This window comes from Enterococcus sp. DIV0436a (assembly GCF_051711605.1).
In the GTDB taxonomy this organism is placed as follows: Bacteria; Bacillota; Bacilli; order Lactobacillales; family Enterococcaceae; genus Enterococcus_B; species Enterococcus_B faecium.
In genome coordinates this window covers 1,962,843-1,984,307 of the sequence record NZ_JBIONA010000001.1, presented here as the reverse complement: position 1 = coordinate 1,984,307, position 21,465 = coordinate 1,962,843, and the positions used below count along the sequence as shown (strand labels likewise).

Below are 21,465 nucleotides of genomic sequence, written 5' to 3'. Positions count from 1 at the left end.
AGATGATAAAAGTTTTATTAGTAGATGACCATGAAATGGTACGCTTAGGCGTCTCTTCTTATTTATCTATCCAAGAAGACATTGAAGTGATTGGAGAAGCTGAAAATGGACGTCAAGGCTATGAAAAGGCGATGGCACTTCGACCAGATGTCATTTTAATGGATCTAGTCATGGAAGAAATGGATGGCATCGAATCAACAAAAGCAATCTTAAAAGATTGGCCAAAAGCCAAAATCATTATCGTCACAAGTTTTATTGATGATGAAAAAGTTTATCCTGCAATTGAAGCAGGAGCAGCAGGATATTTGTTGAAGACGTCTACCGCACATGAAATAGCTGATGCTATAAGGGCTACGCAACGCGGCGAGCGAGTATTGGAACCTGAAGTGACAACAAAAATGATGGAAAAAATGAGTCGGCGAAATGATCCAGTATTGCATGAAGAATTAACGAATCGAGAAAATGAAATTTTGATGCTGATTTCTGAAGGGAAAAGTAATCAGGAAATCGCGGATGAATTGTTTATCACACTGAAAACAGTTAAAACGCATGTGTCGAATATATTAGCTAAGTTAGAGGTAGAAGACCGAACTCAAGCAGCTATCTATGCATTTAAACATGGTTTGGTGAAATAAAAACGATGATAAAGAGGATAATCAAAAGCTGAGAAAATAACTATTATTTTTCTTGGCTTTTTTACAATAATGATGCTTGCTTTTGTTTTTGGAAAGGCTTTGTTATACTGAGAAAAGAAGATACTAAAGGAGGAAAATGGTGAAACAAAATTTTGCAATTGTAGGCCTTGGACGATTTGGCGGAAGCATCTGCCGTACACTGATCGAAGCTGGACAAGAAGTACTGGCTATTGACAGTAATGAAGATCGAGTCAATGAATATATGAATATAGCCACTCATGCTGTTGTGGCAAATGCACAGGATGAGATGACACTTCGTTCATTAGGTATAAGAAATTTCGATCATGTAATTGTCGCTATTGGAGAAGATATCCAAGCCAGTATCTTAGTTACTCTGATGGTAAAGGAAATGGGCGTACCGAATATTTTAGCAAAAGCCCAAAATGAGTACCATGCCCGTGTACTAGAGAAGATCGGAGCAGATCGTGTCGTACACCCTGAGCGAGACATGGGGATACGGATTGCACATAACTTAGTATCAAAGAATATTCTAGACTACTTAGAGCTGTCAGATAAATATTCTTTAGCAGAAATCCGAGTCTCCAATCCTAAATTTTTCAACAAAACATTAGCTGAATTAAATTTCAGACAACGTTTTGACTTAACAGTAGTCGCCATACGAAGAGTAGATCAAACGGTTATCGCTTCTCCTGCAGCAGATGAATATGTTCGTGAAAATGATAATCTACTGGTGATTGGAGAGACAGGCGATGTGGATATTCTAGACGATAAGATGAATCAATAGAAAGAAAAGAGAAAGTAGGTTGTTGGGATGGAATTAACGGTAACGCCAAAAGCACAAAAGTGGTTTGACTCAGAAATTGATCTGCCAGAAACTTACGGAATACGTTTTTTTGGAAAAGTCTACGGCAAAACAGAGGTTCATGATGGTTTTTCGATTGGAATGTCAGTTGAACAGCCAGAACATCCTGTAAAGAAAGTGGAAATGGATGGGACACTTTTTTTTATCGAGGAAGCAGATGAATGGTTCTTTAAAGGATATGATTTACTTGTTGATTATGATCCCAACCTGGAGGAGCCAACCTATCACTTTAAAAAACAATAAAAAAAAGAGAGGGTGACACAATTTTTGTCACCTTCTCTTTTTTCTTTTGAAAATATTGTTTTCAGCTATTAATATCCTGCAGACAATTTTACTTGATTGGTTTGAAGCTCATGGGTGGCAAAGTAGCTTTTCAGATTGGTTAAAAAAATAGCCATTAATTTCTTTTGAAAATCAGGTGTCAAACCTGCAATGTGGGAAGTAATCAGTACATTGTCCATTTTCCAAAGAGGATGATCTTGTGGAAGAGGCTCTTCCTCAAAAACGTCTAATGCTGCAAAGGAAAGTTGCTGGTTATTTAAAGCCTGCACCAGATCTTGTGTCTTAACAGAAGCACCACGGCCAACATTGATGAATACAGATTTTGGATCAAAGTGTTTAAACATATGCTGATCAAAGAGCCCAGTTGTTTCCTCCGTTAGAGGTAAGATATTGACTACGAAATCTACTTCAGGAAGAACTTCCTTTAATTGATTTAAAGAAAAAGTCTTTTCCATTCCTTCTGCTGGATGACCGGATGTATTGATTCCATAGCAGTTCATGTCTAATGCTTTGCATTTTTTTGCAATCATTTTTCCAATATGTCCAGTTCCAATGATTAGTATTTTTTTTCCTTGGATAGATTGGTAATGGACCGATGAACCTAACCATTTCATGTCACTCTGTGCCTTTTGTGCTTGAAAAAGACCACGAGAATACCCAAGGATGATTCCTAAGACATGCTCCGTAATCGATTCACTGTGGATGCCACTACCATTTGAAAGTAAAATATGTTTCTTTGAAAAAGTCTCAAGGGGTAGCTGATCAACACCAGCTGAGATAGATTGGACCCATTTCAAGGTAGAAGAGGCTAATAGTTTTTCTTGGTAGTCTGAGTTCCAGCCCAAACTGATCTCTACATTTTGTAGATCCTCTGGTTGTAATTCTGTTTTAAAGATATAACCAGGCGCTATAGTATGGATTTCTTCGATAAATTCATCACGAAATGGACGATCTGCATAAATGATTCTTTCTGACATAGTTAATTTCCCGCCTTTCTTTACTCTAAGTGTAGCGCATACAAGAAGAACTTTGAAGCGCCTTGCTTGTTTTTTGAGAAAGAAATACTTTTCAAATAAAAAAGGGGCTGTGACAAAAAAAATGTCACAACCTCTAAAAGGGTCTATTGAAGTAGAAATAACGAGTTGTCTTTATTTCTTAATTGATCGATATTTTTGCCCATCCTTTGACAGCTTGAGCAAAAATAAAGATTCCTGCAAAAGCAATGAAGGCGCTAGTGTCAAAAGAAGGAAGAAAGACCATCAAGATTGTTGCAATTATAGTAGGCAATGAAATTGAATAGATCAATGTTTTTAAACAATCAAGAAAAGTAGCTTTTGTTAGTCGAAAGCGTGCATAGAGAAAAGCAGCAATGTTGGTAAATAGCAAAGTGATCAGCAGATTCAGAAAACTAGGATAAATAGAAAATATAAATGTCAGGACTTTTATCCAAAGTGGTATAGATGCTTCACTTAAAAAAGAACGGAGCTGCTTACCTGTTAAGTTTTTTAAAGATTCATTGGTGTAGGGAAGTTCTAATTGGTTATTGTTCAACAAAGCAGAAGTCGTGCCTGTATTAGGAAGAGCTATGATAAGTTTGTTTTTTAACATCCCGACACTAACAAAATTCCCCATCAAATCAGTAGAGATGTCCTGTTCTGTTCGTTTTCCCTCTGGATCAAATGTGAAGATAATGGAGTTTGTTTGGTAAATGAATCCTTCTTTTTCTTCGGATTGAAGCTGCCCGTTTTGGATTGTAAAATCAGGAATGCGAGTAGCAATCTTTTGCCCATCCAATTGAATGTTGTTTAAGACTTGAAAAACTTGAAAAGAGATTGGCAAAGCCATAATTATACTCAAAACTAAAAGATAGACAATGGCTTTCCAAAATGGGACATTTCTCGCCTCCTTTAGGTCTTTGAATCGTATAAAGGAACTGATAATTAATTGTTTTGTTGTCATAAGTACTCCTCATCTAGTAGTGTCATCACTTGCAATTCTAGCGAAGTATCAAGTGAAATACAAGTGCTTTAGGGAAACAGCTGAATGATTGGTGAAATATCAAAAAAATGTTATTCTTGTCTAAAGACTATCCAATATAAATAAAATGGAGGAAGGAATAGTGCCTACACAGCCACAGAGATCATCAAAAAAACTATTTGGAGTAGTGGTTTTGAATGCGGTGATCACTTTATCAGAATTTATTGGAGGGATTATGTCAGGGAGTTTGTCTCTTGTTTCAGATGCTTTCCATAACCTTAGTGATACATTGGCAATTATTTTTTCTTACGGGGCACAAAAAATGGCCCGAAAAGAAGCAAATAAAAAACGTACGTATGGCTACCAGCGTTTAGAAATATTGAGTGCTTTCATCAACTCATTCATATTGATCATATTATCCTTGTTTTTAACCGTTGAAGCATTCAAGCGGTTCACTTCACCAGAAAAGATAAATAGTCATTTGATGCTAACAGTAGCAGTTATTGGATTGCTCGCGAATTTGTTCTCAGTATTATTATTACGACAAGAAGCAGATGAAAGTTTGAATATAAAATCTAGTTATTTGCATTTGTTAAGTGATACACTGTCTTCGGTAAGTGTGATTATCGGAGCAATTTTGATCCGTTTTTTCGATATCTACTGGATCGATCCAGTTATTACACTGATCATTTCGATATATATATTGATAGAAGCGATAATGGTGATCAAAAAAGCTGGCGCTATTTTGATACAAAGTGCACCTGCTATCGACTATGAAAAAATGGAACAAGAAATTGAAGCAATCGATGGGGTAAAGGATGTTCATCATGTCCATATTTGGCAGTATAGCGAAAAGATAATTATTTTCGACGGACATATTGATTTTGAAGATCAGCTACTAAGCGAGATTGAAAAGATATATCCTCGTATAATTTCTTTATTAAAATTAAAATATGGCATTACACATGTGACGATCCAAGCAGAGACAAAGGCAAAGGATCAAAAAAAATTAATTTTTTTAAATAAAGATGAAAGTTATTGAAATATAGAGTATGATAAATAAGAATTTTTAATAAGGTAGGTTGGCTCATGAAGCAGTATCGACAGTTAAAAGGATATTTAGAAGCAAAAGGATATTGGGAGATACTAGTCTATCTCTTTTTTGGTGGTTTGGCTACGATTGTAAATTTTGTTAGTTTTGCTCTCGCACGCCAATATTTTGATTTAAGTATGGCCTTATCCAATTCTATTTCGTGGTTTTGTTCTGTATTGTTTGCTTTTGTAACGAACAAACTTTGGGTATTCCATTCAAAATCACCGAATTTTACACATGCACTTATTGAATGCGGTAAGTTCTTCTTCTACCGTATCCTTTCTTACGGATTGGACATGGGGGCAATGGTATTGTTGATCAATGTTATGAACAGCAATGAGTATGTGGCGAAAATCATCACTCAAATTATTGTTATCCTAGCGAACTATATTTTCAGCAAGTTGTTTATTTTTAAAGAAACTGAGGTTTTTGAAGAAGAAGTAGGTCAAAGTGAAAAAGACGACTAGGCATAACAATTGAAGAATTTCCTTCTCTTTGTTACTCTTTGTAATGTAGACATTATTAAGAAAACATTGAGGAGGAATTTTTTTATGACTTACACATTACCAGATCTACCTTATGCATATGACGCATTGGAACCTTATATTGACGAAGAAACGATGCATCTGCATCATGATAAGCATCACAATACTTATGTGACGAATTTAAATGCAGCAATTGAGAAATACCCAGAATTAGGCGAAAAAACAATAGAAGAATTATTATCTGATATGGACGCTATTCCAACAGATATCAAGACAGCTGTACGTAACAATGGTGGCGGACATGCTAACCATTCATTTTTCTGGGAAATCATGGCACCAAATGCTGGTGGCGAACCTACAGGAGAAATAAAAGAAGCGATTAATGAAGCTTTTGGTGATTTTTCTTCTTTTAAAGAAGAATTCAAAAAAGCAGCCGCTGGACGATTTGGTTCTGGATGGGCTTGGCTTGTAATGGAAAATGGAAAATTAGCTATTACCTCTACTGCAAATCAAGATTCTCCATTGATGGAAGGAAAGACACCAATTCTAGGTTTGGACGTATGGGAACATGCTTATTATTTGAAATATAAAAATGTCCGACCAGATTATATTGCAGCATTCTGGAATGTTATTAATTGGGATGAAGTAAACAAACGTTTCGAAGCAGCAAAATAACCATTTCCTCCGTCATATCAGTCTTAAAAATAATTTGGAAAATAAAAGAGCGAAAGCTTGCTAGCGTTTTCTAAATTGGGTATAATGTTCTTGCAAGGTTACTTGCAAGAACTTTTTTGGAGGCTATACATTTATGGAACACGGAACGGTTAAATGGTTCAACAATGAAAAAGGATTTGGGTTTATTACAGTAGACGGCGGAGATGACGTATTTGTTCATTTCTCAGCAATTCAAGGAGACGGCTTCAAGAGCCTAGAAGAAGGTCAAGAAGTAGAATTCACGATTGTTGAAGGTGCACGCGGACCTCAAGCTGCTGAAGTGACTAAATTATAATAATTTGTTGAATAAAGACACGACTTCTTAGAGAGTCGTGTCTTTTTGTCTATTTATGAAGTTTTTAGATTTTTTGGCTAAGTAAATGCATTTGTTCACTTGACATGTCCTAACTAATTATCAAGCAAGGAACATTTTCTTCGTTAGTAATGGATTTTAAAGAAATTTCAGTTTTTGGATGTTGAATAAAAGACCATTTGTGAAACCACTAGTATACATACTCATTACCATGTCAATTCTATTACTTTAAAAGAAAATCGTTTTACTTTGAAGAGGAGCATATCTATCCATTAAAAGATGATGGTAATGCAATCACTAGTTCGAGTCATTTTAAGAGCCATGCAGTGAGCTGGAAATAAAACGAATAGAAGATGGGTTTAACAAAAGGACCAGTCATAGGAAGAAATTTTCGTGAAATCGAATGATAATCTGAACGGTAGGCAAAGACTGTTAAAAAGATGGGAAAGGTATGTGCGATCATTTTACTGCACGATTATTTGGAAAATACCTTGTTGTTCGCTTTTTCTGGAAAAAATACATAAAAAAAGATAAAACGATTGCGAACTGCGTGTATTCGGTCTTTCGATCTTTTTCACGGTATGGTATGATAGTTAAGAATTTTGAGAAATTTTAAAAAATAATAATCGTTACACAAAAATGTTTTTTAAAGTTTTCTTATGATTAAAAAGTGAATTTGCTGATTGAACAGTTATATGAGACAATATTTTAGAAAATGTGAAACAGAGGTGTATTATGAAGCGATGGCAAAAAGTTCTATTAACCTTGTTAGGGGTATTCGTTTTGCTGATTGCCGGATTATCAGCATACGGAATCAGATTTATGGGAGAAGCGAGCCAAACAGTAAACAAAATTTCTAAAAACTCTAATCGAATATCCTCCAAACGTTCTGAGAGAGTAAGCATTGATGACAAAGAACCTTTTTCGGTTTTGCTATTAGGTTTAGATACCGGTGGATTAGGAAGAACGGAACAAGGACGTTCTGATACGATGATGGTAGTAACAGTTAATCCGAAACAAAAAAAATCAACGATCATCAGTTTGGACCGAGATATTTATACGAATATCGTAGGTTATGGAACGGTAGATAAATTAAATCATGCCTATGCATTTGGTGGTGTCGAAATGGCCATGGATTCAATTGAGCAACTGCTCGATATTCCTATTGATCATTATGTAACGATCAATTTGGATGGCATGGAAGATTTGATCAATGCGGTCGGTGGCATCAAAGTGAATAATAAAATTGACTTTACTTTGGATGGTGTCCATGTACCAGTAGGTGAACAAACATTGAATGGAGAAAAAGGTTTAGCCTATTCTCGAATGCGACACGAAGATCCAGAAGGCGATATCGGTCGACAACGTCGTCAGCGGGAAGTAGTGACGAAAATCGTCAATAAAGTTTTAAGTTTAGATGGCGTAAGCAATTATAGAAAAATTTTAAAAGCAGTTGAGAACAATGTGACGACGGACTTAGATTGGGATGACATGCTTGATGTAGCGACGAACTACACCCCGGCGTTTGAAACAATCAAACAAGACCAGTTGCAAGGCGAAGGACAAATGATCAATGATATCTACTATCAAATTTTAGGAAAAAATGATCTTCTTTCGATCCAAAATGAACTGAAGAAACAATTAAATATAAAAACAAGCGATACATTACCTAATTTGAAAAATGAGAATGCTTCAATGATGTTCTTTGATGATTCGGAAGATGGCGATTCGACAAACGGTGATGGATCGAATAGTGAAGGGTACACCGATTATTCTTCCTATTCAGAAAACACATATGATCAGTACCAAGATCCGAATACCTATTATCAGCAAACAGAAGATACAAGTCAGTACTATACACCAAGTCAAGATACTCAAAGTTATGATCCTTACGCTGGACAGGAACAAAATGGTTATGGTTATGACCAGAATAATGAGTATGGAACAACAAGTGGGTACTAGAAAAAAATAGTTTGGTTAATAAAGAGTGCCACCTAAATTAGACAAAAAATCTAACTTAGGTGGCACTTTTTCTATGTGTTAAATTACAGGACGTCTCTTTTTAACGCTTAGTTTAAAAAATAAATTGAATAATTCAATAGAGTTGCGAATAGTACCCATAAATAATAAGGAATCATGAGCCACATTGCCAGGCGATGATGCAGCCACAACTGATACATAAGCACTGACAAGAAAATAACTAAAAGTGTAATATCGATTGCTGCAATGAAAATATTTCTTAAATTAAAAAATAGAGCAGACCATATAAAATTAAAAATGAACTGAATCACAAAAAGACCGACAAGATTGTTTCGCTGTTTTTTGTTGTTGTGATTAAGTAACAAATAAAGAGAAATACCCATCAATATATACAGTAAGGTCCACATCGGCCCAAATATCCAGCTAGGTGGTGCAAATGGTGGAAGTTGCAAAGAATAGTAATATTCTCCGGGATTTCCGCTAAGCAACCCTGATAAAAAGCCTAATATGACAATTCCTATAACACAAACCCAAAAACGAATATCTTTTATCATCTTCATTTTACTAACTCCTTTCTATAATATTAGTTTACCATGAAGGCTCACAGCAAGACCTGTATTTAGTTTGTGAAGTAAGAAAAAAATTGATGATTGTTGTTATTAAAAAGTTGAACATTTGTTTATATGAATGATGTTTTTGAAAAAGATCATATGATTTGATTCTCATGTTTTCTATTTGTACTTTTCTCGTCTACTTCTGTTATAATCTGCATCTTACTTTTTTCACCTTTTTTACTTCAACATAAAATTATAAAAGCATAATGTTTGTGTTAATGCAATAAAGCGTTTACAATGTGGTTATCAAATGAAGGAGGTTTCTACATGAAAAAGATTAGTACGTTATTGTTTATTGGGTTAGTTAGTTTAGGGTTGTTCGGTTTTAGCATTCCAGGTTTTGCGCATGGTTATATTACTTCTCCAGGAAGCCGTGCATACCTAGGAACATCAGCAGCAGGAAACTTAAATCAAAATGTCGGAAGAGCACAATGGGAACCGCAAAGTATCGAAGCTACCAAAAATACATTCATTGATGGAAAAATTGCTAGTGCAGGAGTCAGCGGCTTTGAGCCTTTAGATGAACAGACATCTAACAGATGGCATAAAAACATGGTTAATCCAGGAACATTAAATATTACTTGGAATTTAACAGCACAACATCGGACAAGTACTTGGGATTACTACATTACCAAACCAACTTGGAATCCTAATCAACCTTTGAAATTTAGTGATTTTGAATTGATCACAAAAATAGACGACAAAGCAACTGTTCCACCAAAAACAGTCAACCAAACGATCACACTTCCGCAGGATCGAAAAGGATATAATGTGATTTTAGCAGTATGGAATATCAGCGATACGACAAATGCATTTTATCAAGTGATAGACGTGAATATCCAATAATAATCAAAAAGGGCTGTGACAAAAACTATGTCACAACCCTTTTTTTAAATAAATAGTGACCTCCTGTTAACTCTTCGGTCACAAGTACAGTATTCATAAAACATGAAGAGCTATTTTTGTTTGGCTATTCTTATTACTTGATACAGGGCAGACTTTTTCACAACCTCTTTCATTTAGTCAGCGAGTCTCGTCATCTTCACGACAACTTCACAACGTGCAGTCTGAGGAAACATGTCGACAGACTGTAAATATTCAATCTTGAACTTTTTACTTAAATTAACCAGATCTCTGGCAAGTGTAGAAACATTACAGGAGATATAAACAAGTTTTTTTGGAGGGTATTTCAATAATGATTGAATCAATGCGTTATCCAAACCCGTACGTGGTGGATCTACGATGATACCATCAGGCTGAAAACCTTCATTCAACCATTTAGGCAGAACTTGCTCTGCTGTCCCTACTTCATATCGAGTGTTGTGATATCCTAATCTTTCCGCATTTTTTTTTGCATCAGCGATTGCTTGAGGAACGGTATCCATTCCCCGTACTTCTTTGGCTTGTTTTGCTACACTTAAGCCGATCGTCCCAACTCCGCAATAAGCATCCACGATCGTTTCATTAGGCTGGACATCTAATGCTTTGATTCCTTCGCCATAAAGCAATTCGGTCTGCTGAGGATTGAGTTGAAAGAAGGCACGAGGAGAAAGATCGAAAGTCACTTCATTGATTTGTTCTTCAATGGCTTCTTTTCCCCATAAGTGGATCGTTTCATCCCCCATCACGAGAGACGTTTTTTGTGCCTGGACATTTTGCATGATTGAAACAACTTCGGGCAGTCGTTCATTGATCTCACGGATCATTGCGTTTTTTTGCGGGAATTTTTTACTGCGAGTAATAAAAACAACTTGTAACTCCCCAGTTTTGACACCGATTCTAACCATGATTGTGCGGAAGATTCCACTGTTTGTCCGTTCATCATAGATGGGTGCATCAAATTTATTCAATAGTTGAACAACAGTATTCATTACTTTTTGTGTTCGAGGTTCTTGAACCAAGCAGTCTGTTATAGGGACTAACTGATGAGAGTTTGCTTCGTATAAACCAGCTTCAATTTTTTGAGTCTGCTTATTTTTTCGTAACTGAAATTGTGCTTTGTTTCTATAATGCCAAGGCTCATCCATCCCGATCGTCGGCAAAAGTTGATAAGATCGAAAGCCTGCTGGTTTGAATTTTTCCAATGCTTGCAAAAGCAGATCCTTTTTAAAATCCAATTGAGCTTGATAAGCTAAGTGTTGTAATTGACAGCCACCGCATTCATAGTAAACAGGACATGGTGCCACTACGCGATCTTTGCTTGTTTTTTTGACTTTTATTAATTCTCCTTCTGCATAGCGAGGAGTTGCTTTCGTGATTTTCACTAGTACTTCTTCTTTTGGTAGTGCATATGGAACAAATATGATCAACCGTTTGAAATAACCGATTCCTTCACCATTTATGCCTAAACGCTTGATTTTCAAAGGAACCGTTTGTCCAGTTTTGACAATTGTTTCTGCCATAAGTATCTCCCTTTTTCTTTTTTCTGTGGTTTATTCTAACATATAATACCTGATTACGGGGATTTTCTGTGGTATGATAGAGAATATATGTTCGAGGAGGATGTTTATGTTAACCGTTACGAGAATCAGTAAAGGCAAAGGCCCTTTCTATCGCGTAGATTTATCTGAAGGAGAAGCTTTACAAGTATCTGAAGATGTATTAGTACGCTATCGATTATTAAAAGGACGGGAATTAGACGAAGAAACTATCCAAGAGATCAAGAAGAGTAGCGGAGCTGATTTCGGTTTTCACCTAGCAATGAATTACTTAAGTTATCAGTTGCGATCGGAAAAAGAAATCCGAACATACTTAAAAGAAAAGGAAATCCTTCAAGAAGATCGAAATAAAATCGTAGCCCGCTTAAAAGAATTGGACCTTGTCGATGATTTGGTCTATGGGGAAAGTTATGTGCGCACAAATATGCGCTTAAGTGACAAAGGACCAAAGAAATTAGCGCAGCAGATGCAGCAAAAAGGTTTGAAACCTGAAATCATTGAACAAGCGCTCAGCCAATATACATTTGAAGACCAAGTTCAAAATGCACATCAGACAGCCGAAAAAGCGTTTGGAAAAAATCACGGAAAAAGCCAAAAAGAATTATTGAGAAAAATCCAACAAACATTGATGACGAAAGGCTTTTCTCAAGAAGTGATCCAACAAGCGATGGCTGATCTTCCGCAAGAAGCAGATCAAGAAATAGAATATGATTATTTAGTCAAACAAGGAGATAAACTATGGCGAAGAAATTTAAGGTTTGAACCTAAAAAAAGAAATCTAAAAGTAAAGCAAAGCTTATATCAAAAAGGATTTGATTTGGATATGATCCAGCGATTCATTACGGAAAAGGAAGAGGAAAGTGAATAAAGAATGGGAAAAATGGACAGATAAAGAAACAAAAGAATTTCAAGATCAGTTCATTCAATGGTATGAACAAGAAAAAAGAAACCTGCCTTGGCGCTATAATCGTGATCCTTATCGTATCTGGATCTCTGAGATCATGCTTCAGCAAACCAGAGTAGACACAGTGATCGATTATTTTTATCGTTTCATGGAATGGTTTCCTACAATTGAAGAGCTAGCAAATGCTCCAGAAGAAAAGCTTTTAAAAGCATGGGAGGGCCTTGGTTATTACTCAAGAGCCCGGAACATCCAAGCTGCTGCTAAACAGATCATGTCAGAATTTGATGGGGAAATGCCGCAAACGCCTGAAGAAATTAGCTCATTGAAGGGAATAGGACCATATACGACAGGCGCGATTGCAAGTATCGCATTTGGACTTCCAGAACCTGCAGTTGACGGCAACGTGATGCGAGTAGTCAGCAGATTGTTTTGCATTGAAGCAGACATCGCAAAAGCTTCTAGCAGGAAAATCTTTGATGAAGCGATGCGGAAAATCATTGATGAAAAGCATCCAGGTGAATTCAACCAAGCAATGATGGATCTAGGTTCAGCTATCTGTACACCAACTTCTCCAAAGTGTGAGACTTGTCCGATCCAAGCCTTTTGTTTAGCTAACAAACGAGGAATCAAAACGAGTTTTCCTGTAAAAACAAAAAAAGCAAAGCCAAAAGACGTTTATTATATCAGTGCGGCTCTTCAAAATCATTCTGGAGCGTATTATTTTGAAGAAAGAGATAGCCAAAAATTGCTGGCGAATATGTGGACATTTCCAATGATGGAAGTGACACAAGAGGAGTATGAGCGATTGAAAAAAGAATGGGAAACAAAGCCAGAAATCGATCTGTTTGATGACCTAGTAGCAGAAGAAGAGCAAAATCTCCCATTTGAAAAGCAGGAACTCTTTGTTTGGCAGACACGACATTTAGGAGAAGTTACTCATATTTTTAGTCATCTGAAATGGCATGTTCTCCTTTTTTACGGACGGGCAACCGAGGGAGCAGAACAAGAATTTACCGAGAACAAAACTTCGAAGTGGTTGAAGCCTGATGCATTTGATTCGGTCGTTTTTCCTAAGGTCCAAATGAAACTGGTAGATCAGTTAGAGAAAAATCGAAACAATAGGAATCCTTTCTAGGCAAAGCTCATTTTTATTGATATAATAATTATGATGTCGGTGTAATGAACACCCAAACACAAAGCACAAAATGCTGCTTAAGGAAGGGTTGCTATGGGAGTTCCAAAAGAAGGAGAGTTTGTGACGATCCAAAGTTACAAGCACGACGGCAAATTGCATCGAACGTGGCGAGATACCATGGTATTAAAAACAAGCGAACACTCTATGATCGGCGTGAATGATCACACATTAGTCACTGAATCTGATGGACGCCGATGGGTAACGCGCGAACCAGCGATTGTTTATTTTCATAAAAAATACTGGTTCAATGTAATAGCAATGATCAGAGAAAAGGGGGTTTCCTATTATTGTAATCTAGCTTCACCTTTTTTGCTGGACGATGAGGCCTTGAAATATATCGACTATGACTTGGATATCAAGGTATTTCCTGACGGCGAGAAACGACTATTGGATGTCGATGAATATGAGATGCACAGCAAAATGATGAATTATCCGAACGATATTGACTTCATCCTAAAAGAAAATGTGAAGATTCTGGTTGACTGGATCAATAATGGAGATGGCCCGTTCTCGGAAGGCTATATTGATATTTGGTATAACCGTTACAAGCAATTGTCGCGTAAGTAAACACAAAAAAGAACAGTAAGCCAGTGAGAGATTTTTCTCAAAAGCTTGCTGTTTTTTGCTTTTTTCGAAATAAATTTTTATAAAGTCTTTTTCATATAAATATGAGGCATGCCAGCATCTTCAAAAGGATCGCCGTAAGCTGTATATCCTAGTTTTTCGTAAAAAGTTTCAGCTGTGGACTGTGCCCCTAATAAAATCGTATTATAGCCTTGATTCTTAGCAAAGTTTTCTGCTTCTTCAATCAATATTTTTCCTAACCCTTGGTGTCTGTATTCAGAAAGAATCGCCATCCGCTGTAATTTCATTTTTCCGTTTTCTAAAGGCAAAAGACGTACAGTTCCTTGCGGTTCTTTTTTATCTGAGTACAGGACGAAGTGGATACAATGGGCTTCATCTTTGTCTATTTCTCGAGACAAAGGCACACCCTGTTCGACTACAAAAACTTGATGCCTGATCCGTACAGCATCTAAGTAAATATTGCTCATTGTATCTTTTGTTTGTACAACTTTCATGGTCTAGCCACCTTCCTTTCGTATAGTATACTGGAAAATAAAACAAATAAAAAGTATGGCAAGTTTTCAAAAATAAAAAAAGAATAAAAGAATTTTTAACGAATATAATATATACTAGTAAGAAAGAAAGGAGGAAATCTATTGTTTGAAAAACTTAGACAGTCTAAACTAATGTTTTGGTCGCTTGAATTATTGATCATAGCTGCATTGATCATGATTTCATCAGAAATAAACTTTATTTTCGAACCGATCGGGACATTTTTTTCCACGTTATTTGCACCTGTACTGATTGCAGGCTTTCTTTACTATTTATTGAATCCTATTGTCAAGCTGTTGATGAAAGCAAAAATCAAAAGAATATGGGCTGTCGCAATTGTGCTGCTCCTTTTAGTTGCAGCAATTATTTGGATTTTACTTAGTGTCATCCCAAGTCTAGTACAGCAAATTTCCTCATTGGCATCTAATATGCCTGATTTCATCAAACAGGTAGAAAGCTGGTTAAAAGAGGTAGCCGAATTGCCTTTGTTCAAGGAAGTAGATATCAATAAATATTTTGAGCAATTAGACATTTCTTACGGGACAATCATTCAGCAATTCCTTAGTGGAGTATCCAATAGTTTAGGTTCGATCGTTGGAACGATCGCTTCGGCAACCGTAGTAATCATTACAGCACCATTCATCTTGTTCTATATGTTGAAAGACGGAGAAAAACTAGTCCCAAACATCCAACAGTTTTTCCCAGAAAAAAGAAGAAACCAAATTGTGGAGTTATTGGGGCAACTGAATAAAACATTGGCTAATTACATTAGCGGACAAGCAATCGAATGTTTATTCGTTGGTACCTTCACATTTTTAGGATATATGGTAATTGGTGTGGATTATGCTTTCTTATTTGGGGTCATTGCGGGATTGACAAACCTAATTCCATATTTAGGACCTTATCTAGGACTAGCACCTGCATTTCTAGTAACAGTCTTCAATGATCCGGTAAAAGCATTACTTTGTTGTGTGGTTGTGCTAATCGTTCAACAGTTGGATGGGAATATCATTTATCCTAATGTAATTGGGAAATCACTGAAAATCCATCCATTAACGATCATTATCGTTCTTCTAGTAGCTGGAAATATTGCCGGATTGCTTGGTATCTTCTTAGGTGTTCCTTTTTACGCAATCTGCAAGACGATCATTTCCTATATAATCAAAATCGTCAAAGAAGACAAGCAAAATGAAAACAAGAAGAAAATTGCTACGACCTCGTAGGTAGTTTTAGTACACTTGTTTTTATTGCAAAGAAAATTGCTTTGTGATACCATTTTAACGTGGCTATAGTGCCACGTTTTTTTCTATCGTAAACTAAAAATTAATTTTATAAGGAGAGAATGCGATTATGAATGCTGACCCTGAGAGTCAGTCGCTGTTAGCGCAGATTTTATTATTGATCGTTTTGACATTGATCAATGCTTTTTTAGCAGCTTCCGAAATTGCTGTTGTTTCGATCAATAAGAATCGAATCGAGCAAAAAGCTGATGAAGGAGATGTGAAATCTCAAAAGCTTTTAAAAATATTGCAGAATCCAAATAATTTCCTATCGACAATCCAAGTAGGAATCACTTTGGTCAACATTTTGTCTGGTGCTTCACTAGCTAATACTTTATCGGAACGGTTAGCTCCGGTATTAGGTGGCGGCACAGCGGCAAAAAATATTGCAAATATCATTGTGCTGGCTATTTTGACCTATGTATCGATTGTTTTTGGAGAATTGTACCCTAAACGTATTGCTTTAAATAAATCAGAAGAAGTCGCAAAGTTCACTTCAGGGCTGATACGCTTGATTGGTGTAGTAGCTAAGCCCTTCGTCTGGCTGCTTTCTGCTTCCACAAGTTTATTGGCGCGTATCACGCCGATGACTTTTGATGATGAAGATTCAAAAATGACCAGAGATGAAATGCGTTATATGCTTGAAAACGAAGGCGTATTGAATAATGAAGAATTAGAAATGCTCCAAGGGGTTTTTTCTCTTGATACGAAAGTTGCCCGAGAAGTCATGGTCCCACGAACGGATGCATTTATGATTGATATCAACGACACTGTGGAAGAAAATGTGAATGAAGTTTTATCCGAAAACTATTCAAGAATCCCTGTTTATAACGAAGACAAAGATAAAGTAGTCGGAATCCTTCATACAAAGAATTTACTAAAAGCTGCCCATAAATTCGGCTTTGATAATTTAGATATCAAGAAAATCATGCAGGAGCCTTTATTCGTTCCTGAAACGGTCTTTATTGATGATCTGTTATATGAAATGAAAAAGACGCAGAATCAGATGGCTATTTTATTAGATGAATATGGCGGCGTCGTTGGGTTAGCAACACTAGAAGACCTTTTAGAAGAAATCGTCGGAGAAATCGATGATGAATCAGATGAAGTCGAGAATCTTTATGAAAAAATCGATGAACACGAATATATCATCCAAGGACGTATGCTGATTGATGAGTTCAATGAAGCTTTTGACAGCGATCTGCATATGAGTGATGTAGATACGATGGCTGGTTATTTGATTACAGCATTAGGCATGATTCCGGATGAAGGCGAAAAGTTATCGTTTGATGTCGATAATATTACGCTGGTTTCTGAAGAAATGGAAGGTTCTCGAATCCTTAAAATCCGTGTCATTTTTCATGATCCGGAAGAAACAGAAGCGGAACCTGAAGAAGAACGAAGATACTTCAGAAAAGAATTCGAAGATGACGAGCCAAGAAGATAATTGGAAACTTGGTTATGAAAGACGTGTTGCTTGAATAAACAAGCAACACGTCTTTTCTTTTAGTCAGCTGACAAAAAAATATTTGACTCTTATGGTTTGGTGGCTTTTTCATTCGCTGAATCCATGCTATACTGATTCAGTTGTAGTAGTTGACAAAGGTTGTGAAAAAGCTATCCTGCATTAAGTAATAAGAGCAGCCAAGCAAAAACAGCTTTTCGTATTTTTGGCTTGGGTGGGCTTATTGCTGATAGGCTGTCTCTAGAACGCCGTTTACTCGGAAAAAGAGACTGCTACACGGCTTTTGTCACAGCCCTATATGAAATTGTCTTTCTTTAAGAGATCGGACAATCTGTGCCTAGAGAAAATATAAATAATTGAATGGAAGAAATGGAGTTAGGTTATGAATAATCCAGAATTAAAGCAACAAGTGGACAATCGCAGAACTTTTGCGATCATTTCCCATCCGGATGCTGGGAAAACAACGATTACAGAACAATTACTATTGTTTGGTGGGGCTATCCGTCAAGCCGGGACCGTAAAAGGCAAAAAAACAGGTAATTTTGCCAAATCAGACTGGATGGAAATCGAGAAACAACGTGGGATTTCTGTTACTAGTTCTGTTATGCAGTTTGATTATCAAGGGAAACGAGTAAATATCTTGGATACACCAGGACATGAAGATTTTTCTGAAGATACTTATCGTACTTTGATGGCCGTGGATAGTGCGGTCATGGTAATCGATAGTGCAAAAGGGATCGAAGCACAGACAAAGAAATTATTCCAAGTTGTAAAAAAACGTGGCATCCCGATATTTACTTTTATCAACAAACTAGATCGTGATGGTCGTGAACCATTGGAATTGTTAGAAGAATTAGAAGAGCTATTAGATATCGAATCTTATCCGATGAATTGGCCAATCGGTATGGGTAAAGGGCTAGAAGGTCTTTATGACATCTACCATAATCGTGTAGAGTTTTATCGTCCGGAAAATTATCAGGATGAACGATTAGTAGAATTGGATGAAGATGGACTGCTTCCCGAAAATCATCCTCTAACTGAAAATTCCTTATATGAACAAGTCTTAGAAGAAGTAGAACTAATCAAAGAGGCTGGAGATGCATTTAATCAAGAAAAAATTGCTCGTGGCGATCAGACACCAGTATTTTTTGGTTCTGCATTGACTAACTTCGGTGTACAGACTTTTTTAGAGACTTTCGTTGAATTGGCACCAGCTCCTTATGGACACAAAACACAAGATGATCAGATGGTAAGTCCTTATGAGGAAGAATTTTCAGGTTTCGTATTCAAGATCCAAGCAAATATGAATCCAGCCCATCGTGACCGAATCGCTTTTGTCCGAATCTGTTCTGGAACATTCGAACGAGGAATGGATGTCTGGTTGGAACGTACAAATAAAAAACTGAAATTAAGCAATGTCACACAATTTATGGCAGATTCGAGAGAAAACGTCGAAAAAGCAGTAGCAGGCGATATCATCGGTGTATATGATACAGGCAATTATCAGATTGGGGATACATTGTTCGAAGGAAAACTAAAAGTTGCTTATGAAGAACTCCCTTCATTTACTCCAGAGCTGTTTATGAAAGTGACTGCAAAAAATGTCATGAAACAAAAATCCTTCCACAAAGGAATCTATCAATTAGTTCAAGAAGGAGCGATTCAGCTTTATAAAACATATCTAACGGAAGAATATATCATTGGAGCTGTTGGTCAGCTACAATTCGAAGTATTCCAATATCGTATGTTAAATGAGTATAACGCCGAAGTAATCATGTCTCCAATGGGACACAAAATCGCTCGCTGGATCGATCCAGAAGATTTGGATGAGAAGATGAGTTCAAGTCGCAATATCTTGGCTCGTGACCGTTTCGACCAACCATTGTTCTTATTCGAGAACCAATTTGCAGAACGCTGGTTTGCGGATAAATATCCTAATGTAAAATTAAAAAGTTTGATGTAAAGAAGTCTTGACACAAGCTGCCCTGCATCAAGTAATAAGAATAGCCAAACAAAAACAGCCTCTCATATTTTGTTTAGAGCCGTGACGGATTTTCCGTGACGGCTCTTTTTACTACGCCGTTTGTATAATTAAGCGAGACAAATAAAAAAGCCATTTATGTTACACTCAAATTGTAATACCCGCTAAAGCATACAAGGAGAGTGAACATAAATGACTTATACCCATCTTACACCAAACGAGCTTGTAATGATAGAAGCATATTTTCATCAAGAAACTCCGGTTGCTATCGTTGCGAAGCAGCTTAAACGTGGACGCCAAACAATTTACAATGTCTATAACTTTCTCAAATGTGGTGGAACAGCACTTGAATACTTTGAACAATACAAAGAAAATAAGCGACGTTGTGGGAGAACCGAAATCATTTTTCCTGCTGAGGAAAAAGAATACATTGAAAAAAGATCAACTGAAGGTTGGACCCCAGACGTCATTATTGGCCGTGCAGAGCGAACCTTCTCTTGTTCAGTAAGTACCCTCTATCGCCGGTTTAAGACGGGAGAATTCAATGTTTTACATTTACCGATGCAAGGAAAACGAAAACCAAATGGTTATAAGGAAAAACGTGGAAAACAGGCATTCAAAAGAAATATTTCTGAACGTAAAAAAGATTATGTCGTTTTCGAAGAAGAATTTGGACATTTAGAGGGTGATACGATTGACGGCATCCACCATAAAAGTGCCGTCATCACACTCGTTGAGCGACTTTCAAAAGCCATTATCGCCTTGAAACCAGAAGGCCGTAAGGCAGTTGATATTGAAAATTCGATTAATGAATGGCTTCAATCCGTACCCAAAAATCTTTTCAAATCAATTACCTTTGATTGTGGAAAAGAATTCTCTAATTGGAAAAGTATTAGTAATACGAATGATATTGATATTTATTTCGCAGACCCAGGAACGCCTTCCCAACGGGGATTAAATGAACATTCAAACGGACTCCTCCGAAAAGATGGACTACCAAAAGAAATGGAATTCAACCAAGTCAATCAAGGATTCATCTCATCCGTTGCGTCCAAAAGAAACCATATCCCTAGAAAATCACTAAATTACCAAACACCATTAGAAGTTTTTTTGAGTTACGTAAATGGAAAGTTTTGTCTCGCTTAATTTGACAAATAATACTATATTAAAATCATAGAAATGTCTAATCAAAAAAATATAAAAATTATTTTGCGTACATATGATTAAAGAAAGGAGAGTGTGACACATGGAAACAGAATGGCAAAGACGTGAAAGAAAAAAACAGAAAAAAGAAGAGATGTTACGATTATGTCGATTATTAGATGTAAAAGACTGGGACAAAAACGAGCAAATTGCACAAAAAGTACGATCAATCATCCATAAAGAGGAAAAAGTTAAAAATAAAGACACGCGTAGAACTGAAAATGAAAAGAGAAAAGTACAAAAGAAAAGAGAAAAATCAAAAAGCTAGAAAGAAAAAGAGGCTGAGACAGAAGCGTTTAACTCCAAGAAATAAGCTGGAATTCACAAAAATTTGAAAAGCAATTTTCGTGAATTTCAGCTTATTTCCGAAGGAGTTGCTTCTGCTTCCGCCGTTTATACGTGTTTAGAGCGTGAGACAAAAGTGTTCTTTACTTTTGTCCCACGCTCTTTAATTATTATGTTCAAAATTTGTTTACACGGCTAATGTAGCGCCTAATTCATGTTTTGGAATCGAGATTTCAACAAGGCCTGCCAATTCGATTACTTTGATTTCATCCTCGTGGTAAACGGCGTCTTTGATTTTATCTAAGAAATAATTTTTAGCATCTTCGATTTCTTTCGGCTGGATTTTACGTTTGTCATTGATCAGCAGAATTTCATTATGTTCAGGGGCTTCAGTGTAGACAATAGTGGTATTTCCGGCTGTGTAGACCTTGACTAGATGGGCATCAGTGTTTTCAAGCTGGTTTAATACAAGACGGGAATGGCTGTTTGTTACATTTACCAATTTCATGGCGCTCACCTCTTTTATGTATTTTTAATTGCTTGTTTCTCTTATTATAATTTCTTTTTTATAAAATGAACAGTATTTTGACTTTTCTGAAAAAAGAATGAGACGGCATTTCTC

General features: G+C 36.5%; 23 protein-coding genes. 17 read left to right on the top strand and 6 right to left on the bottom strand.

Annotated features, from left to right (window positions below; all coding sequences use genetic code 11):
- Nucleotides 1-2 precede the first annotated feature (2 nt).
- From IGL15_RS09715 to IGL15_RS09705, 3 genes are all read left to right on the top strand, one after another.
- On the top strand, nucleotides 3-635 hold the full coding sequence (locus tag IGL15_RS09715) for a response regulator transcription factor (protein WP_002295404.1): 633 nt from the start codon (nucleotides 3-5) through the stop codon (nucleotides 633-635).
- 139 nt (nucleotides 636-774) lie between these two features.
- Entirely contained in the window at nucleotides 775-1,440 is a 666-nt protein-coding gene (locus tag IGL15_RS09710) for a potassium channel family protein (protein WP_002289151.1), read from the top strand.
- A gap of 27 nt (nucleotides 1,441-1,467) precedes the next feature.
- Nucleotides 1,468-1,761 carry a HesB/YadR/YfhF family protein gene (locus IGL15_RS09705; protein WP_002318627.1) on the top strand — a complete coding sequence of 98 codons (294 nt, stop codon included), beginning with the start codon at nucleotides 1,468-1,470 and terminating at the stop codon, nucleotides 1,759-1,761.
- A 68-nt stretch (nucleotides 1,762-1,829) separates the two neighbouring features.
- Here IGL15_RS09705 and IGL15_RS09700 read toward each other — a convergent pair whose 3' ends face one another.
- Complete coding sequence (locus IGL15_RS09700; protein WP_002328610.1) at nucleotides 1,830-2,777, bottom strand: phosphoglycerate dehydrogenase; 948 nt, start codon at nucleotides 2,775-2,777, stop codon at nucleotides 1,830-1,832.
- Between the two features lie 178 nt (nucleotides 2,778-2,955).
- Nucleotides 2,956-3,759 carry a DUF1189 domain-containing protein gene (locus tag IGL15_RS09695; protein WP_002328609.1) on the bottom strand — a complete coding sequence of 268 codons (804 nt, stop codon included), beginning with the start codon at nucleotides 3,757-3,759 and terminating at the stop codon, nucleotides 2,956-2,958.
- Between the two features lie 145 nt (nucleotides 3,760-3,904).
- On the opposite strand from IGL15_RS09695, the gene IGL15_RS09690 reads away from it, so the two are divergent.
- The 5 genes from IGL15_RS09690 to IGL15_RS09670 all read left to right on the top strand — a co-directional run bounded on the left by IGL15_RS09690 (nucleotide 3,905) and on the right by IGL15_RS09670 (nucleotide 8,344).
- Nucleotides 3,905-4,819 (top strand): cation diffusion facilitator family transporter, encoded by a 915-nt coding sequence (locus tag IGL15_RS09690; protein WP_104765421.1) that lies wholly within the window; start codon nucleotides 3,905-3,907, stop codon nucleotides 4,817-4,819.
- 47 nt (nucleotides 4,820-4,866) lie between these two features.
- Entirely contained in the window at nucleotides 4,867-5,337 is a 471-nt protein-coding gene (locus IGL15_RS09685; protein WP_002292862.1) for a GtrA family protein, read from the top strand.
- An 84-nt stretch (nucleotides 5,338-5,421) separates the two neighbouring features.
- Nucleotides 5,422-6,030, top strand: coding sequence for a superoxide dismutase (locus IGL15_RS09680; RefSeq protein ID WP_002298541.1), 609 nt, complete (start codon nucleotides 5,422-5,424; stop codon nucleotides 6,028-6,030).
- Nucleotides 6,031-6,163: 133 nt separating this feature from the next.
- On the top strand, nucleotides 6,164-6,364 hold the full coding sequence (locus IGL15_RS09675; protein ID WP_002292860.1) for a cold-shock protein: 201 nt from the start codon (nucleotides 6,164-6,166) through the stop codon (nucleotides 6,362-6,364).
- Nucleotides 6,365-7,117: 753 nt separating this feature from the next.
- Nucleotides 7,118-8,344 carry an LCP family glycopolymer transferase gene (locus tag IGL15_RS09670; protein WP_002295400.1) on the top strand — a complete coding sequence of 409 codons (1,227 nt, stop codon included), beginning with the start codon at nucleotides 7,118-7,120 and terminating at the stop codon, nucleotides 8,342-8,344.
- A 107-nt stretch (nucleotides 8,345-8,451) separates the two neighbouring features.
- Here the strand turns inward: IGL15_RS09670 and IGL15_RS09665 are convergent, their stop codons facing one another.
- Complete coding sequence (locus IGL15_RS09665; RefSeq protein ID WP_002292857.1) at nucleotides 8,452-8,922, bottom strand: TspO/MBR family protein; 471 nt, start codon at nucleotides 8,920-8,922, stop codon at nucleotides 8,452-8,454.
- Nucleotides 8,923-9,243: 321 nt separating this feature from the next.
- On the opposite strand from IGL15_RS09665, the gene IGL15_RS09660 reads away from it, so the two are divergent.
- Nucleotides 9,244-9,822 (top strand): lytic polysaccharide monooxygenase auxiliary activity family 9 protein, encoded by a 579-nt coding sequence (locus tag IGL15_RS09660; protein ID WP_002292856.1) that lies wholly within the window; start codon nucleotides 9,244-9,246, stop codon nucleotides 9,820-9,822.
- Nucleotides 9,823-9,995: 173 nt separating this feature from the next.
- On the opposite strand, the gene rlmD is transcribed toward IGL15_RS09660, so the two are convergent.
- Nucleotides 9,996-11,378: a 23S rRNA (uracil(1939)-C(5))-methyltransferase RlmD gene (gene rlmD / locus IGL15_RS09655; RefSeq protein ID WP_002295399.1), complete on the bottom strand. Its 1,383-nt coding sequence runs from the start codon at nucleotides 11,376-11,378 to the stop codon at nucleotides 9,996-9,998.
- A gap of 106 nt (nucleotides 11,379-11,484) precedes the next feature.
- Between rlmD and recX the strand changes: the two genes are divergently transcribed.
- From recX to ntdP, 3 genes are all read left to right on the top strand, one after another.
- Complete coding sequence (recX, locus tag IGL15_RS09650; RefSeq protein WP_002326064.1) at nucleotides 11,485-12,282, top strand: recombination regulator RecX; 798 nt, start codon at nucleotides 11,485-11,487, stop codon at nucleotides 12,280-12,282.
- A complete protein-coding gene (gene mutY, locus IGL15_RS09645; protein WP_438767413.1) occupies nucleotides 12,275-13,453 on the top strand; it encodes an A/G-specific adenine glycosylase in 1,179 nt (392 codons plus the stop codon). Before recX ends, mutY begins: the two co-directional genes overlap by 8 nt.
- A 93-nt stretch (nucleotides 13,454-13,546) precedes the next feature.
- Nucleotides 13,547-14,080 carry a nucleoside tri-diphosphate phosphatase gene (ntdP, locus tag IGL15_RS09640; protein WP_002290817.1) on the top strand — a complete coding sequence of 178 codons (534 nt, stop codon included), beginning with the start codon at nucleotides 13,547-13,549 and terminating at the stop codon, nucleotides 14,078-14,080.
- Between the two features lie 77 nt (nucleotides 14,081-14,157).
- Here the strand turns inward: ntdP and IGL15_RS09635 are convergent, their stop codons facing one another.
- Nucleotides 14,158-14,592 (bottom strand): GNAT family N-acetyltransferase, encoded by a 435-nt coding sequence (locus IGL15_RS09635; RefSeq protein ID WP_002290819.1) that lies wholly within the window; start codon nucleotides 14,590-14,592, stop codon nucleotides 14,158-14,160.
- A gap of 141 nt (nucleotides 14,593-14,733) precedes the next feature.
- Here IGL15_RS09635 and IGL15_RS09630 point away from each other — a divergent pair, with 141 nt between their 5' ends.
- The 5 genes from IGL15_RS09630 to IGL15_RS09610 all read left to right on the top strand — a co-directional run bounded on the left by IGL15_RS09630 (nucleotide 14,734) and on the right by IGL15_RS09610 (nucleotide 20,826).
- Nucleotides 14,734-15,852: an AI-2E family transporter gene (locus tag IGL15_RS09630; RefSeq protein WP_002290821.1), complete on the top strand. Its 1,119-nt coding sequence runs from the start codon at nucleotides 14,734-14,736 to the stop codon at nucleotides 15,850-15,852.
- Nucleotides 15,853-15,979: 127 nt separating this feature from the next.
- The gene (locus IGL15_RS09625) at nucleotides 15,980-17,356 is read left to right on the top strand and encodes a hemolysin family protein (RefSeq protein ID WP_002295395.1); all 1,377 of its coding nucleotides are present in this window, start codon (nucleotides 15,980-15,982) and stop codon (nucleotides 17,354-17,356) included.
- 400 nt (nucleotides 17,357-17,756) lie between these two features.
- A complete protein-coding gene (locus tag IGL15_RS09620) occupies nucleotides 17,757-19,337 on the top strand; it encodes a peptide chain release factor 3 (protein WP_002298237.1) in 1,581 nt (526 codons plus the stop codon).
- 210 nt (nucleotides 19,338-19,547) lie between these two features.
- Nucleotides 19,548-20,501 carry an IS30 family transposase gene (locus tag IGL15_RS09615; RefSeq protein ID WP_438767043.1) on the top strand — a complete coding sequence of 318 codons (954 nt, stop codon included), beginning with the start codon at nucleotides 19,548-19,550 and terminating at the stop codon, nucleotides 20,499-20,501.
- A 100-nt stretch (nucleotides 20,502-20,601) separates the two neighbouring features.
- Nucleotides 20,602-20,826 carry a hypothetical protein gene (locus tag IGL15_RS09610; RefSeq protein ID WP_002287661.1) on the top strand — a complete coding sequence of 75 codons (225 nt, stop codon included), beginning with the start codon at nucleotides 20,602-20,604 and terminating at the stop codon, nucleotides 20,824-20,826.
- 204 nt (nucleotides 20,827-21,030) lie between these two features.
- Here IGL15_RS09610 and IGL15_RS09605 read toward each other — a convergent pair whose 3' ends face one another.
- Nucleotides 21,031-21,351, bottom strand: coding sequence for a DUF1827 family protein (locus tag IGL15_RS09605; RefSeq protein WP_002290825.1), 321 nt, complete (start codon nucleotides 21,349-21,351; stop codon nucleotides 21,031-21,033).
- Nucleotides 21,352-21,465 lie beyond the last annotated feature (114 nt).